The sequence below is a fragment of the Plantibacter sp. MCCC 1A11337 genome, assembly GCF_013349365.1.
Taxonomy (GTDB): domain Bacteria; phylum Actinomycetota; class Actinomycetes; order Actinomycetales; family Microbacteriaceae; genus Plantibacter; species Plantibacter flavus_A.
In genome coordinates this window covers 214,960-228,425 of sequence record NZ_JABJWX010000002.1, presented here as the reverse complement: position 1 = coordinate 228,425, position 13,466 = coordinate 214,960, and the positions used below count along the sequence as shown (strand labels likewise).

The window sequence follows — 13,466 nt, the reverse complement described above, 5'->3', positions numbered from 1 at the left end:
ATCTCACGACGATCCTGAACTGTCACCCTAGACGGGGCGTCCGGACGCGGAGCAGTCCACTCGATGTCAGGCGGTCCCTTGCAGGAAGCCGTGCTCCGCGCCGAGGACGTCGGTCATCGCCGACGACGTCATGTGGGCGAAGCGGGGTAGCACCGTCGTCTCGTGGACGGCGGTCGGACGTTCGGACCACACGGTCACGACGATGAGTCCACCCTCGTCGCGAAGCGACCACGCGACGACGTGCCGGGTGAGGACACGGACGGTGTCGCCGTCGACGTCCAGGGCGATCGCCGAGCGACTGAGCGAGAGACCGCCGCCCGCCTCGGCGCTGACGTGCGAGGTCTCGAAGACGATGTCGGTCCGGTCGAGCAGCCGGCCCGTGGTGCGCGCGTCATCGAGGGCGAGGAAGTCGGGCGCACTGGAAGACCAGGTCGTCACGGTCCCACCCCCAACTGGTGTTTCGCAGATGCCCGACTGCCGGAGCTCGTCGTGGCGTTGATCGATCCGCCGGAGCGGATCCTTGGACCTAGGCCGCCGACTCGACGCGCTTCACGCCGCTGGCAGCGGGCTCCGGAACGACCCGCATGCCCTTGGCACTGTTGGCCTGCTCGAGAAGCGCGGCCAGCCATTCCCGGTTGAGTTCAGGGGCACGGCTGCCGTAGAAGGAGAACTGGAGGGGGATCATCGGGTTCAGCCAGAGCGACTGGCGTCCGGTACCGCGGCCGGGCACGGCATCGAGGTGGAACGCGAAGCTCTCGTTGCGGCGGAACTTCGTGAAGATGACCGTCTGCAGGTGAGCGAGCAGTCGGTCTTCGATCTCGTGCGGGGTCGGAGGGGTTCCGTAGAGGAGGTTGCCCATGGTCGCGCCATCCGTTCAGTCATGGTCCGAGGAGATTCCCGGCGCCAGGAATAACGCTAGACGGTCTAGCATTCCGGTGCTCAGAACTATCCGAAATGCGCCGACACCCGTCGTCGAGGTCCTCAACGACGGTGTGGATCAGCTCCCGAAGGCCCAGGCTTCGCGGTCGCCGCGCAGTCTGGCCGCGAGCGCCGTCGCCTGTTCGTCCGTCAGCGAGGCGACGTAGTCGAGGATGCCGCGCGCCCGACCGAGGCGCCCCAGTGCGCGCGGGTCGCTCTGCGGACGACCGTCGTCGGACTCGGGGTCGGCCGGGAGCCAGTCGGGGTTGTCCGCCCGCAGGCGGAAGTAGCCGTCCGTGGCGAGTTCGACGAAGTCGAGCAGTTTCTGCGGCGCGCGCGGGCCGTCGCGCGGGTCGTCGAGCCAGCTGTCCAGTTCGGTGACGAGCACGTCGAGCACTCGCGACTGGCCGCGCTGATAGGTGGCGAAGTCCGGCCGGTCGATGACGAACCGGGTGTGGACGAACTTCAACACGGTGACGTCGTGCCACGCCTCGGGCAGGAGTGACACATGACCGGATCGCACGTTCGGCTCCTCCACGACGAGGACGGAACGCTGGAGGCGGCCGATCCAGGACGACACGAAGGATTCGATGGCGCGCTCGGTGCGGCTGGAACCGTCGAAGGGGACCGCGAGGAGTCCTTCGACGAGCTCGGTCGCGACCCGCTGGACCGACGCCCGGAAGTGCTCGTCGCTGGCGATCCACGGGTCGCGCGAGACGATCCGCCGGCGCAACAGTTCGAGCGAGTGGCCGGGTGCGCGGTTCCAGAGTTCCTCGGCGTCGAGCGCGGCGAGGGTGTGCTGGTCGCGGAGGAAGGTGCGGAACTCGACCGCCACCGCCGCCTGCTGCAGGACGCCGGCCCGGTAGAAGTCGTCGAGGTCGTGCAGGGAGTAGGCGATGTCGTCGGCGACGTCCATCACGGAGCACTCGACGGTCTGCTGCCAGGGGGCGATCGCGGTGAACGCACTGCGTGCGTCGAGCATGTCGTCGAGATCGAGGGTGTACGCGGAGAACTTCGGCGGCGCGGTCTCCCAGCGGCTTGCGGTGGACCCGCGCGGCATCCTCGTCGGGTCGGTGGGGTCGAGGTCGGGACGGTGGATGGCGCGACCCCAGGGGTACTTGAGCACGGCGGCGCGGGAGGCCGCCGTGAGGTTGAGGCCCTCCTTCACCGTCTCGCACACGTCGAGCGCGGAGAGGATGCGGAACGACTGCGCGTTGCCCTCGAAGCCTTCCGCGAGGCCGAGTCGCTCTCGGGCCAGGCGGTCGAGGACCTGCTCGCCGAGGTGGCCGAACGGCGGGTGGCCGAGGTCGTGAGCTGAGGCCGCTGCCTGCACGACGACCGGGTCGCAACCGCCGAGCCGCTCGACGATGGCGTTCTGCTCGGGATCGGTCGTGGTGAGCTGCATGGCGATGGCGCGGGCGACCGCGGTCACCTTGATCGAGTGCGTGAGCCGGTTGTGGACGACCTGGCCGACACCGGAGGGCGAGACGACCTGCGTCACGGCGGACAACCGCGCGAAGTACGGGGAGAACCGGATGCGCTCGAGGTCGACCCGGTACTCGGGGTACTCCTCGCCGGTCGCGAACCGGTCCACCGGCTCGGGGATGAGTCGCCGTCGCCGCTGGTCGTCGTCCATCCCCTCACTGTATTGGGCGGCGGGTGGGAGACTGCAGGGATGCATCCGATCGATCGACTCCGAGCCGAGGTCGCCGCGCACGAGTCGAACGCCTGGGCCCGCGAACTCGGCTGGGAACCGCTCTTCCTCGCCTCCCCCGAGGCACGGGTCCTCATCATCAGTCAAGCGCCTGGTCGCTTGGCGCAGGAGTCGGGCATCCCGTGGAACGACCCGAGCGGCGTCCTCCTCCGCTCATGGATGGGTGTGACGCCCGAGGAGTTCTACGACCCGGCGAACGTCGCGATCATCCCGATGGACTTCTACTTCCCGGGCAAGGGGACGAGCGGCGACCTGCCGCCTCGCCGGGACTTCGCACCGCGCTGGCATCCGCCCCTGCTCGAGCGGCTGACGGAGGTGCGCTTGACGATCCTCATCGGCGCCTACGCCCAGCGCGCCTACCTCGGACCGCGGGGCGGTCGCACCCTGACGGAGAACGTCCGTGCCGCGGAGACCCACCTTCCGCTCTTCCCGATCGTGCATCCGTCGCCGCTCGCGCGTGGCTGGCGCACGAAGAACCCCTGGTTCCAGGAGGAAACGGTCCCGCTGCTGGCCGCACAGGTGCGGGCGGCGCTCACGGCGTGACGAATAGGCTGATGAGGACGACGGGCCCCTGGCGCCTGATCGACCGATGAAAGGCACGCGTTGAGCGACGAACCGAGCACCGGCGACGGACTGCGGCCGCCGGCCGAACCGCTATCGGGGCCGAGCCCAGCCACCGGGCCTGCCGTGGCGGACGCCGGATCGGTGGCTGGCGTCGAAGCCGGAGCAGCCGACCAGGAGGGTCCGGTCAGCGGGCGAGCGGCCGGGATCGGCATCACGCTGCTCCTGTTCGCGCTGCTGATCGTGAGCTGGTTCGTCCAACTCTCGTTCGCCCTGCAGGGCGAGTTCGGGCCGCCCGAGGACCGGCTGAGCGGTGGCGGCATGCTCGGTGGCTTCATCCTCGGCACCGCGATCGCGATCGCTCCGCCGATCGTCACGCTCATCCTGCAGGCGAGGGTCCACAAGCGGACCCCTCGTCACTCGATCATCGCCGTCATCGGCGCAGTCGTCGTGCTCATCATCGCCGTACCGATCAACGCCATCGTGGTCGGCCTCCAAGCGGTGAGCGTCATCAGCGGAAACTAGGAGCCCTCCTCCGCCGACGCTCCGAGCTCGTGCGCGAGGCCGCATCCGGCGGTGGCTCCATGGCGTGTATCGCGGCGGCGAAGGACCGCACTGAGAGGATTGACGCTGTGCGATGCGTCTTGATTGCTGATCATGAGATTCCCGAGCGCCCGCCGTTGACGGTGAGGACCGGAGACGTCGTTCAGGTCGGGGACCGGGACACAGAGTGGCCCGCGTTCGTGTTCGTGACGGCATCACACGGAACGGGTTGGGTGCCCGCCCGCCATCTCGACGTCGACGGGTCGGTGGGTGTCGTCCGCGCCGGATACGACACCACCGAGCTGCCCGCAGTCACCGGCGACACCGTCGACGTCGTCGAGGATGATCCGGAAAGCGGCTGGTCCTGGTGTCGGAACGCCGACGGTCGCGAGGGGTGGATTCCCCACCGCGTGCTCACGGTGGGGTGATCGAGATGCTTGACTCTGACACCGTGTGAGGAGGGAGAACTGAGACATGTTGTCCATCGGAGCGTTCGCGCAGATCGGCCAGGTGACCCATCGGATGCTCCGGCATTGGGACACCGCAGGTCTGCTCGTGCCTGCCCATGTGGACGAGTCCAGCGGCTACCGCTCGTATGATCCTTCGCAGTTGGAACGACTGCATCGGATCGTGGCGCTTCGCCATCTCGGCTTCGGTCTCGAGGACGTCGCCCTGATCCTCGACCAAGGGGTGGATGCCACGCGCATCGCCCGGTTGTTGCAGGCGCGTCGAGCCGAGGTCGAACGCGAGCAGCGCGTCGCGGCCGCACGACTCGTCGATGTGGAACGGCGGCTCCACCTCATCGAAAGAGAGCATCACATGTCAGAGATCGAGATCATCGAGAAACCCCTGCCCGCCGTTCGCCTGGCCGCCCGCCGTGGCATCGTCCCCTCCCAGCCGGACATCGCGGACTTCGTCGGACCCTCGTTCGACGCGGTCGCGTCCATCATCGGAGACGAGAGCGGTTCGCTGACCACGCCGATCGCGCAGTACAGCGCGAGCGAGGACGGCACGGAAGTCGTCGTCGGCTACGCCTACAACGGCGCGCCCCGCGAAGGCTTCGAGGTCGTCGAGCTGCCGGCAGAGCACCTGGCGATCTGCGGCATCCATCTCGGATCGATGGACCGGATCGCTGAGAGCTGGCAGTCGATCCACGCCGAGATCATCGCCCGGGGCTTCGTGCCGGCGGGGCCGTGCCGCGAGCTCTACGTTCGGGCGGTGTCGGAGGATCAGTCCGACTGGGTCACGGAACTGCAGCAGCCGATCGCTGCCGCCTCGGTGCTGCGGGACATCAGGACATAGGGCGCTCGTCCAGCGTGGTCGGTGACCGTCTGACGCGGCTCGAACCCGACGGCTCGCCAGAACCGGACGCCGCGCTCGTTCCCGACCTCCGGGTCGACGGTGAGTCGAGCGATGTTCCGTTCCCTTGCGCGGGCCACCATGGCATCGACCACCCGTCGACCGGTCCCCTGACCTCGCGCGGAGGGCGACAAGATGAGGTCGATCCCAGCGCAGTCAGCCCCGTCCACGTGCAGCTGGACGAGCCCGACCGCCTGCTCCTCGACGAGGACGAGGTAGCACTCGACGTCGGGCAGTCGCGCCCCTAGGTACTTGGCGCGGATGAGTTCGTCGGAAAGCCGTCCCGGCCCGCCCCATCCGTGGAAGGCAGGGTCATCGAACAGGCGACGAAGCGTGATGAAGTCATCCGTGGACGCGAGTTTCAGCCTCATCGAAGCCATCATGCCCGGGGGCCAGTGAGCGTCCATCCCCGCGGGCCGCCCTTACAGACCGGCGATTTCAGCCGATCGCACGACGAAGTACACGAGGATGGCGACGAATGCCACGACGAGGACGACGGCGGTCCAGAACATCACGATGCGAAGCCGTCGTATCTGTGGAGATTCGCCGGGTCGATTCCAGGGTGCGCGAGCCATGGAGCAACCATAACGGGGGGGTGGATCGGCGAACACGTCATCGCGCTCGCTCCCGCCGACGCCCCGCGCTGAGGAAGCCGCCGCTCAGGTCCTGCGGTCTCGAGTGGCATCGGGGACGGCAGACGCCGACGCGACGGCACGAACCACCACGGCGAGTGTCGAGGAGGCCTGGGCGGTTGAGAGCGACCCGGACATGACACTTCGGGCGAGGGCGTCCCCGGCACCGACGACAGCTACCAACGATGCACTCACGAGGGGTCCGGTCCAAGGCTCCAGCGCCTCGCGACAGATCTCGAGATACGCCTGCTCCGCCTCCGACCGCAGGGCGCTCAGGGTCTTCGACCCGCGGAGGGCGTCCACCACGGCCGAAAGCTCCAACCCCTCAGCGACCCAGCACGCGATGTAGGCCTCGGCGACCAGGTCGGCTACAGCATCGAGGTCCCGCGGGGCGCTCTCGAGGGCCCGGAGCAGGACGTCTCGCTGGTGGGACTCGAAGGCCCGGTAGGCCTCGGAGAACAGCCCCGACAGATCGCCGAAGTGGTCGTAGGCCACGGGCTTCGTCACGCCGGCGTGCGCGGCCACACGCGCCAGGGTGACATCCGCGAGGTCCTGCGTGCGGATGAGGTCGCGGAACGCATCGAGCAACTGCGCGTGGCGCGCTTCCCACGAGAGGCGACGTTTCGGCGTCGACCTCAGGCTGTCGTCCGAGGTGGTTTCCATCCCCCGATACTATCTACTCTTAGTAAGTTACTATCGGTAGGTAACAGATCGAGAGGATCACCCATGATGCCACGAGACACTATCGCCGCCACCGAAGGTTCGATAGAGGAGACTTCGATCGCATCCTCAACGCGCGTCTTCATCTTCGGGATCACGGGCAGGGTCGGTCGCATGCTGGCGACCCGGCTCCGCGCCAGAGGCGCCAGCGTCTCAGGTCTCACGAGGTCGCTGCCGGACCCCGCCCTCCACGCCGACGGAGTGACGACCGTGACCGGCGAGCTCGGGGTCGCCACCACGGAGGAGATCACGTCGATGATCTCGGACTGGGACGTCATCGTCTTCGCCGCGGGGTCGAACGCCGGAGCTCAAAGTGTGACAAACGACATCGACGACGCGGCGCTCCAGCGCGTGTCGGATGCAGTGATGGCATCACCGGGAAAACGCCTCATCTTGCTGTCCGTCCTGCCGGAGGCCTGGCGCGAGCGACAGCTGAGCGACGACGAGGAACACTACTTCGCCGTCAAGAAACGGGCGGAGGTCGCCCTCACCCGTCAGCCGATCGACTGGGTCATCCTCCGCCCGTCCCTGCTGACCGACGACCCGGGCCGGGGGACGGTCGCCCTCGGGCCCGCCGAGCTCCACGACGAGATCACACGCGAAGACGTGGCCGCGGTCCTCGAGGCACTCGTCCTCGAGCCGACCATCAGCCGGCGGATCCTCGAAGTGAACACCGGGCCGACCGCCATCACCGAGGCGGTCGGCCACGTCGCACGTTCCTACCAGGCGTAGGCTTCCGGGGCCTGGCCACCGGGACCGGGGAAGAGCTCGTCGAGAGAGGCGAGGTCATCGGCGCTCAGCTCGATGTCGACTGCTGCGACGGCGGACTCCAGCTGCTCGATCGTGCGCGGTCCGATGATCGGGCCGGTCACGCCGGGCTGGTGCAGAAGCCACGCGAGACCGAGCGACGCCGAGGTCCAGCCACGCTCGGCCGCGAAGCGGTCGTAGGCGTCGAGTTGCTCCTGCTGCTTGGCACGGGCCTCGGTGATGCGGGACTCGCCCGACCGCGCGCGCTTGTCGGAGGAACCACCGCTCAGCAGACCACCGGACAGCGGCGACCACGGCAGGATGCCGAGCCCGTAGTGCTGCGCGGCGGGGATGACCTCGAGTTCGATCGAGCGCTGCGCGAGGTTGTAGAGCGACTGCTCGCTGACGAGACCGAGGAAGTGCCGCTGAGATGCGACCTCGTTCGCCTGCGCGATGTTCCACGCCGCGAAGTTCGAGCTGCCCGTGTAGACGACCTCGCCGCGCGCGACGAGCACCTCCATGGCCTGCCACAGCTCCTGCCAGGAGATGTGACGGTCGATGTGGTGGAACTGGTACAGGTCGATCCGGTCCGTCTGCAGTCGCTCGAGCGACGCGATCGCCTCGCGACGCACCTGCCAGGCCGACGCACCACGCGCGTTCACCACATCCGAGCCGTCGTCGTTCGGGGCGACCATGGGCGAGTGGACTTTCGTCGCCAGGACGATGTCGTCACGGACGCCGGGGCGGGCTGCGAACCAGCGGCCGATGATCTCCTCCGTCGCGCCACGACCGGCGCTGCCGCCATACGCGTTCGCCGTGTCGAAGAAGTTGACGCCGAGGTCGAACGCCCGGTCCATGATCGCGAACGAGTCCTCCTCGCTGGTCCGATCGCCGAAGTTCATCGTGCCGAGCACGATCCGGGAGACCGTCGTCCCCGTGCGGCCGAGGTGCGTGTACTTCATCGTGGAGCCCTTCTCATCGTCGAACCGGGCCGCGATCCCGCGGCGCGTCGAGTGTGTCACGGAAGCCGCCCTCCAGACCCCCGGCTCGACAGGGCGGCCTCGACCGGCTACAGCGCTTCCCGGCACCTGGCGGGTGCTGGCGTCCGCCCGAGGCGATACCGTGGCCTGATGCTCAGCCTCACCGACGTCTGGCCGCTGTTCGGCCTGGAGATCCGCACGCCGAGACTCGTCCTGCGCCTCGTGCGCGACGAGGACCTCCCCGGACTGATCGAGGCCGCCCTCGCCGGCGTCCACGACCCCGCCGTCATGCCGTTCTCCACACCGTGGACCGACCAGCCGCGCGAACAACTCATCCGCGAGACGGCTCGGTTCCTCTGGACGCAGCGCGCAACGGTGACTCCTTCCTCCTGGACGCTCAATCTCGCGATCCTCCTGGACGGGACGCCGATCGGTCTCCAGGACGTCGGCGCCCGCGACTTCGCCGTCACGCGGACGGTCGGGAGCGGTTCCTGGTTGACGCAGGCACATCAGGGCAAGGGGCTCGGCATCGAGATGCGGGCCGGCATGCTCCAGTTCGCCTTCGACCACCTCGCCGCGGAGGTCGCCGTGTCGGACGCCGCCGTCTGGAACGGCGCATCGCTCGGCGTCTCGCGTCGACTCGGCTATCGGGACAACGGTCTGCAACGCTTCATCGGCCGACCGGGCGAACTCGTCGAGTCGCAGGGCCTCCGGCTGCACCGCGACGAGTTCATTCGGCCCGACTGGACGGCCGAGGTCACCGGCCTCGACGCGGCACGGTCGGCACTCCTCGGTGAACCGTCAGCAGACTAGGGCTGGCCGAGCGTTCGCGTCATCGTGACGGTGTGCGGACAGGCTCCGATGGCAGGACGAGGGTCGCGACGGTCCCACCGGGGACGTGTGCGACCGCGGGTGTGCTCCGCAGGGTCACGGAGCCGCCATGGGCCTCGGCGATCGCCCGCGCTGCCGGCAGGCCGAGTCCCACGCCCTGCACCGCCTGGTCCCGCGCGTACTCGGCCCGGTAGAACTTGTCGAAGGCCTGACGGAGTTCGTCGGCGCTCATCCCGACGCCCGTGTCGCTGACGGTCACCTCGGCGTGCCCGTCGCCCGGCTCGACGACCACGTCGACCGTCCCATCGGCCGGCGTGAACTTCACGGCGTTGGCGACGAGCTCGGTGATCGCACGGAGGACCTGCTCGGGGTCCGCGGAGACGACCGCCGCCGCGTCGGCGTGCAGTCGGACGGCCGGACCCGAGATTCCCGCGGTCGACGTCTCGATCGCACGCGTGGCTACGTCCGTGAGGTCGATACGACTCGGCGCGATCTGAACCGTCGAGTCGGACGCGGTCAACAGCTCCTGCACCCGCCGCTCCAACTCGACCGCGTTGCGCTGGACCACCCGCAGCGCCGGGAGCAGGCCGGGGGCGTCGACTTCGGCGTCGTCCATGATCAGTTCGAGGTAGCCGTGGATGGAGGTGAGCGGCGTCCGCAACTCGTGCGAGACCGTCGTGAGGAACGCCTCACGGACGTTGATCGCATTCGCGAGCTCGGTGACGTCGTGTGCGACGATGACCGTCCCCAGATGCGTGTCGCCGTTGCGCATGACCCGCGTGGAGCTGGCGAGGATCGCACGCTGTTGCCCGGCCTCCCCCACCCATTCGAGATGGTTCGACAGCAGCTCGCCCCGCAGCGCTCTGGGGATGATCTGCTCGTCGAACGGGATCGGTGTCCGGCGGTCGGCTTGGAGCACGTGTTCCCCGGCATACGGCGGGGTGTCCAGCCGGAACCCGACGGCGGCGACCATGTCCGCGGCATGCGCGTTCGCCACGCCCAGGGTGCCGTCCGCCGTGTAGAAGGCCACGCCCGCGTCCACCGTCTCGAGGATCGATTCGGCGAGCGCCTCCGCGTCGAGCGCCCTGGCGAGCGAGCGTTCGAGCTGCGAGGCCTGCTCCTGGATGGCTTGTCGGCTCCGTCGCAGTTGGCGGGCCCCGATGTTCACGGCGACCGCGATACCGATCGTGAGCATGGGCAGCAGGGCGACATTGAGCCAGTCCACGGCGGTCTCCGGCGTGCGAGCCCGGAGGACGTAGGGAGCACTGCTGATGAACAGGGTCCCCGCCACGGCCAGGATGATCATCCGCGGGGTGAACCCGAACGCCAACCAGAGGACGGGGAAGATGCAGAGCAGGCTCGCGCCCGGAGTCACACTGATGAGCTCGAGCCGGATGCTCGCGACGGCGAGGAGGTCGAGGACCGCGATGACGGCCATCGCGTGCGTCGGCCAGCGTTCCCAGGGCAGGAATCCCGCCAGGAGGGTGCTGATCGCCGCGAGAGCGGTGCCCGAGAGGACGGCGACCGTGAAGAACCGCTCGGGCAGGACGATCGCGACGAGGATCGCGACGATGCCGAAGGCTATCGCGAACGGGAGCTGTGCGCGGGCGAACACCCGGAGTCGGCCGCGTCGAGAGGCTTCATGTTCCAACAGCGGCATGATCGCCCACTCCCTGCAGCTCGGTCAGAGAGGACGTCGGCCGGATTCCGCGTCGATCAGCTGATCGATCGTCAATCTAGCCCATGCGCACGCGATCAGCCATCGGCGGAGGCCTGTCGGGCCCAGGCACTGCGTCTGACGGATGGATTTGCGTCAATCGGATCACCGATCGGTGGAATCAGGACCGGGCGAGCTGGGCGGTCGGTGCCACATCGGACGCCGTCGCCGCAGGCCGCCGGTCCAGATGGATCCCGGCGATCATGCATCGGACGGAACCCCCGGCGAGTTCGATCGTCGGGACGTCCAGCGGCAGGATCCGGCAGCTGCGCTCGATGATCGCGAGTTGTTCCGACCGCAGACTCTGGACGGCGCGACTCGAGATCGCGAGGAGGCGTTCCCCCGTCGCCGAACGCAACTCGATCGCGTTGCCGGCGAAGTCGCAGACCTGTCCGTAGTCGAGATCGACGATCGTCCGTCCGTGAGCCGTCAGCCGCTCGATCACCTGATCGCGCCGCGCCGGCGAGGCGATCAGGTCGAGACCGACGAGCGCGAACTCGGTCGCCACGCCCATCATGACGTTGGTGTGGTAGATCGGGACCCCGTGGGGGTCGACCGCGTCGAAGACGAGCGGCTCGTAGCCGAAGTTGGTGCAGAACCGCTCGAGGGCGATCGGGTCGGCACGGTGGGATCGCGCGACGAACGCCACTCGCGCTGCGTGATCGAGCACCATCGCACCGGTGCCCTCGAGGAACACGTCGTCGAGCTCCAGCCCCGAGTAGTCGATGACGTCCTGCACGCGGTACTCGCGCTTCAGCATCTCGACGATGTCCCACCGGCGCTCGCGTCGGCGGTTCACCGCGTACATCGGGTAGACCGCCAGGTGCCCGCCCGCATGGGTGGACAGCCAGTTGTTGGGGAAGACGCTGTCGGGGCGGTCCGGGTCCTCATCGTCGAACAGGTGGACGCGGACGCCCGCGGCATCGAGGGCCTGCGCCACGGCGGTGACCTCGTCGAACGCCGCGTGAGCCACCCCGGCCACGGACGCCGACGGGACGCCCTCCGCCACCTGGAAGACGTTGTCGGCCGCGGTCAGCGGGTTCGGCGTGAACCGGTGCGGCCGGATGAGCACCACGGCCGACGGCGCCTGGACGGACATGTGGGACTCAGCCGACGGGAGAGAGCGCGCCGACGAGCCCGAAGAGATCCTTCGGGTCGTCGGGGGCGGCGACGAGGTCGATCTCCTCGAAGTACTCGCTGCCGTCGACGGAGTCGCGGAGGAAGCGCAGCGCGGTGAAGTCCTCGATCGCGAAGCCGACGGAGTCGAAGAGCGTGATCTGCTCCCGCGAGGTGCGGCCGGGGACGGCACCCGTGAGGACCTGCCAGAACTCGATCACCGGGAAGTCGGGAGCCATCTGCTGGATCTCGCCCTCGATGCGGGTCTGCGGCGGGAATTCGACGAACACCTCGGCGCGATCGAGGATCGACGCCTCGAGCTCCGTCTTGCCGGGGCAGTCGCCACCGATGGCGTTCAAGTGCATGCCGGGCTCGACCAGGTCGTTCGTGAGCACGGTCGCGAGCGCCTTATCGGCCGTGCATGTCGTGACGACGTCCGCGCCCGCCACGGCGTCGGCGGCACTCGTCCCGATGACGACCTCGAATCCGAGCGGCTCCAGGTTGCGCGCGAACTTGTCCATCGCGAGCGGGTCGACGTCCCAGATCCGCACCGTGTTGATCCCGAGGGCGGCACGCATGCCGAGGGCCTGGAACTCGGCCTGGCTGCCGGCGCCGATGAGCGCGTGGACGCTCGAGTCGGGACGGGCGAGGTGCTTCGCGACCATGCCCGACGTCGCGGCGGTCCGGAGGGCCGTGAGGAGCGTCATCTCGGCGAGGAAGGTGGGGTAGCCGTTGTGCACGTCGGCGAGGACGCCGAACGCCGTGACCGTCTGGTAGCCCCGGGCGGGGTTGGAGGGGTGGCCGTTCACGTACTTGAAGGCGTACGTCTCGTGATCGCTCGTCGGCATGAGCTCGATGACGCCGAACGGCGTGTGGCTCGCGACCCGCGGGCTCTTGTCGAACGACGGCCAGCGGCGGAAGTCGGCCTCGAGGTAGCCGATCATGCCGGCGATGATGCGCTCGGGACCTCGGTCTGCCGTCCAGCGGACCATGTTGCGGACATCGACGAAACGCGTCATGACGTTCCCTTCCAGACGAGTTCGGGCTCGGAGCCGACCGGAGCGGACCACTCGCGGTTGCTTCGAGCCTAGGTTTCGACGATCTGCACTTTCCATTCCAGAGATGCACGATTTGTGCACAGGTTATGCACAATGTGAGTAACTCGGTTGTACATTATGTGCATGGCTGCGCTGGACGATCTGGACCGGAGGCTGTTGGCTGCGCTCCGAGCCGACGGCCGTGCGTCGGTCGCGAGCCTGGCCCGGTCGCTCGACGTCGCCCGGGCGACCGTGAACAGCCGTCTGGAGCGACTCGTCTCCTCCGGCACGGTCGTCGGGTTCTCGGTCCGGGTGCGCGACGAACTCGACCCCGGCACCATCCGCGCGATCGCGTTCATCGAGGTCGAGGGTCGCACCACCGACCACGTCATCCGCCAGCTCCGCGGCTTCCCGGAGATCAGCGCGCTCCACACCACCAACGGCGGGTGGGACCTCGTCGCGGAACTCCGCACCGAGACGCTGACCGACTTCGACCGCGTGCTCGGCGGGATCCGACGCATCGAGGGAGTCGTCAACAGCGAGACGAGCCTCCTGCTGAGTTCCGTCCTCCGCTGACGACCCGCCGGGGCC

The 13,466-nt window shown here is 68.5% G+C and carries 16 protein-coding genes; 7 read left to right on the top strand and 9 right to left on the bottom strand.

Features of this window, described 5'->3' with window-relative positions:
• Positions 1-66 precede the first annotated feature (66 nt).
• The 3 genes from HOW07_RS08415 to HOW07_RS08405 form a co-directional block, all read right to left on the bottom strand.
• The gene (locus tag HOW07_RS08415; protein WP_121292890.1) at positions 67-438 is read right to left on the bottom strand and encodes a hypothetical protein; all 372 of its coding nucleotides are present in this window, start codon (positions 436-438) and stop codon (positions 67-69) included.
• 88 nt (positions 439-526) lie between these two features.
• Positions 527-859, bottom strand: a complete 333-nt coding sequence (locus tag HOW07_RS08410; RefSeq protein ID WP_064293971.1) for a hypothetical protein — start codon at positions 857-859, stop codon at positions 527-529.
• Positions 860-997: 138 nt separating this feature from the next.
• Positions 998-2,554, bottom strand: a complete 1,557-nt coding sequence (locus HOW07_RS08405; RefSeq protein ID WP_175116639.1) for a deoxyguanosinetriphosphate triphosphohydrolase family protein — start codon at positions 2,552-2,554, stop codon at positions 998-1,000.
• 39 nt (positions 2,555-2,593) lie between these two features.
• Here HOW07_RS08405 and HOW07_RS08400 point away from each other — a divergent pair, with 39 nt between their 5' ends.
• The 4 genes from HOW07_RS08400 (at position 2,594) to HOW07_RS08385 (ending at position 5,038) form a co-directional block, all read left to right on the top strand.
• The gene (locus HOW07_RS08400) at positions 2,594-3,175 is read left to right on the top strand and encodes a uracil-DNA glycosylase family protein (protein WP_175116638.1); all 582 of its coding nucleotides are present in this window, start codon (positions 2,594-2,596) and stop codon (positions 3,173-3,175) included.
• Between the two features lie 162 nt (positions 3,176-3,337).
• Positions 3,338-3,718, top strand: a complete 381-nt coding sequence (locus HOW07_RS08395) for a hypothetical protein (RefSeq protein WP_175116637.1) — start codon at positions 3,338-3,340, stop codon at positions 3,716-3,718.
• Positions 3,719-3,747: 29 nt separating this feature from the next.
• Positions 3,748-4,164: an SH3 domain-containing protein gene (locus HOW07_RS08390; RefSeq protein ID WP_371743620.1), complete on the top strand. Its 417-nt coding sequence runs from the start codon at positions 3,748-3,750 to the stop codon at positions 4,162-4,164.
• 46 nt (positions 4,165-4,210) lie between these two features.
• Positions 4,211-5,038, top strand: coding sequence for a MerR family transcriptional regulator (locus tag HOW07_RS08385; RefSeq protein WP_175116636.1), 828 nt, complete (start codon positions 4,211-4,213; stop codon positions 5,036-5,038).
• Here HOW07_RS08385 and HOW07_RS08380 read toward each other — a convergent pair.
• Positions 4,966-5,466 (bottom strand): GNAT family N-acetyltransferase, encoded by a 501-nt coding sequence (locus HOW07_RS08380; RefSeq protein WP_175116635.1) that lies wholly within the window; start codon positions 5,464-5,466, stop codon positions 4,966-4,968. The genes HOW07_RS08385 and HOW07_RS08380 overlap by 73 nt on opposite strands.
• Positions 5,467-5,754: 288 nt before the next feature.
• Positions 5,755-6,390, bottom strand: a complete 636-nt coding sequence (locus HOW07_RS08375) for a TetR/AcrR family transcriptional regulator (protein WP_175116634.1) — start codon at positions 6,388-6,390, stop codon at positions 5,755-5,757.
• A 63-nt stretch (positions 6,391-6,453) separates the two neighbouring features.
• On the opposite strand from HOW07_RS08375, the gene HOW07_RS08370 reads away from it, so the two are divergent.
• Positions 6,454-7,179, top strand: coding sequence for an NAD(P)H-binding protein (locus HOW07_RS08370; RefSeq protein ID WP_371743619.1), 726 nt, complete (start codon positions 6,454-6,456; stop codon positions 7,177-7,179).
• Here the strand turns inward: HOW07_RS08370 and HOW07_RS08365 are convergent.
• A complete protein-coding gene (locus HOW07_RS08365; RefSeq protein ID WP_175117156.1) occupies positions 7,167-8,156 on the bottom strand; it encodes an aldo/keto reductase in 990 nt (329 codons plus the stop codon). The genes HOW07_RS08370 and HOW07_RS08365 overlap by 13 nt on opposite strands.
• 168 nt (positions 8,157-8,324) lie before the next feature.
• On the opposite strand from HOW07_RS08365, the gene HOW07_RS08360 reads away from it, so the two are divergent.
• The gene (locus HOW07_RS08360) at positions 8,325-8,987 is read left to right on the top strand and encodes a GNAT family N-acetyltransferase (protein ID WP_121292874.1); all 663 of its coding nucleotides are present in this window, start codon (positions 8,325-8,327) and stop codon (positions 8,985-8,987) included.
• A gap of 19 nt (positions 8,988-9,006) precedes the next feature.
• Here the strand turns inward: HOW07_RS08360 and HOW07_RS08355 are convergent, their stop codons facing one another.
• The 3 genes from HOW07_RS08355 to HOW07_RS08345 form a co-directional block, all read right to left on the bottom strand.
• Positions 9,007-10,656 carry a cell wall metabolism sensor histidine kinase WalK gene (locus HOW07_RS08355; protein ID WP_175116633.1) on the bottom strand — a complete coding sequence of 550 codons (1,650 nt, stop codon included), beginning with the start codon at positions 10,654-10,656 and terminating at the stop codon, positions 9,007-9,009.
• 187 nt (positions 10,657-10,843) lie between these two features.
• Positions 10,844-11,821 (bottom strand): citrulline utilization hydrolase CtlX, encoded by a 978-nt coding sequence (gene ctlX, locus HOW07_RS08350; RefSeq protein ID WP_175116632.1) that lies wholly within the window; start codon positions 11,819-11,821, stop codon positions 10,844-10,846.
• Positions 11,822-11,828: 7 nt separating this feature from the next.
• Positions 11,829-12,857: an ornithine cyclodeaminase gene (locus tag HOW07_RS08345; RefSeq protein ID WP_064293980.1), complete on the bottom strand. Its 1,029-nt coding sequence runs from the start codon at positions 12,855-12,857 to the stop codon at positions 11,829-11,831.
• Between the two features lie 162 nt (positions 12,858-13,019).
• On the opposite strand from HOW07_RS08345, the gene HOW07_RS08340 reads away from it, so the two are divergent.
• Positions 13,020-13,451 carry an Lrp/AsnC family transcriptional regulator gene (locus HOW07_RS08340; protein WP_056010076.1) on the top strand — a complete coding sequence of 144 codons (432 nt, stop codon included), beginning with the start codon at positions 13,020-13,022 and terminating at the stop codon, positions 13,449-13,451.
• Positions 13,452-13,466 lie beyond the last annotated feature (15 nt).

What these genes read in the sequence shown, in the direction of transcription:
- HOW07_RS08410 (WP_064293971.1), bottom strand. Translation starts at nt 859, where the DNA reads ATGGGCAACCTCCTCTACGGAACCCCTCCGACCCCGCACGAGATCGAA.
- HOW07_RS08405 (WP_175116639.1), bottom strand. Translation starts at nt 2,554, where the DNA reads ATGGACGACGACCAGCGGCGACGGCGACTCATCCCCGAGCCGGTGGAC.
- HOW07_RS08400 (WP_175116638.1), top strand. Translation starts at nt 2,594, where the DNA reads ATGCATCCGATCGATCGACTCCGAGCCGAGGTCGCCGCGCACGAGTCG.
- HOW07_RS08385 (WP_175116636.1), top strand. Translation starts at nt 4,211, where the DNA reads ATGTTGTCCATCGGAGCGTTCGCGCAGATCGGCCAGGTGACCCATCGG.
- HOW07_RS08380 (WP_175116635.1), bottom strand. Translation starts at nt 5,466, where the DNA reads ATGAGGCTGAAACTCGCGTCCACGGATGACTTCATCACGCTTCGTCGC.
- HOW07_RS08375 (WP_175116634.1), bottom strand. Translation starts at nt 6,390, where the DNA reads ATGGAAACCACCTCGGACGACAGCCTGAGGTCGACGCCGAAACGTCGC.
- HOW07_RS08370 (WP_371743619.1), top strand. Translation starts at nt 6,454, where the DNA reads ATGATGCCACGAGACACTATCGCCGCCACCGAAGGTTCGATAGAGGAG.
- HOW07_RS08365 (WP_175117156.1), bottom strand. Translation starts at nt 8,156, where the DNA reads ATGAAGTACACGCACCTCGGCCGCACGGGGACGACGGTCTCCCGGATC.
- HOW07_RS08360 (WP_121292874.1), top strand. Translation starts at nt 8,325, where the DNA reads ATGCTCAGCCTCACCGACGTCTGGCCGCTGTTCGGCCTGGAGATCCGC.
- ctlX (WP_175116632.1), bottom strand. Translation starts at nt 11,821, where the DNA reads ATGTCCGTCCAGGCGCCGTCGGCCGTGGTGCTCATCCGGCCGCACCGG.
- HOW07_RS08345 (WP_064293980.1), bottom strand. Translation starts at nt 12,857, where the DNA reads ATGACGCGTTTCGTCGATGTCCGCAACATGGTCCGCTGGACGGCAGAC.
- HOW07_RS08340 (WP_056010076.1), top strand. Translation starts at nt 13,020, where the DNA reads ATGGCTGCGCTGGACGATCTGGACCGGAGGCTGTTGGCTGCGCTCCGA.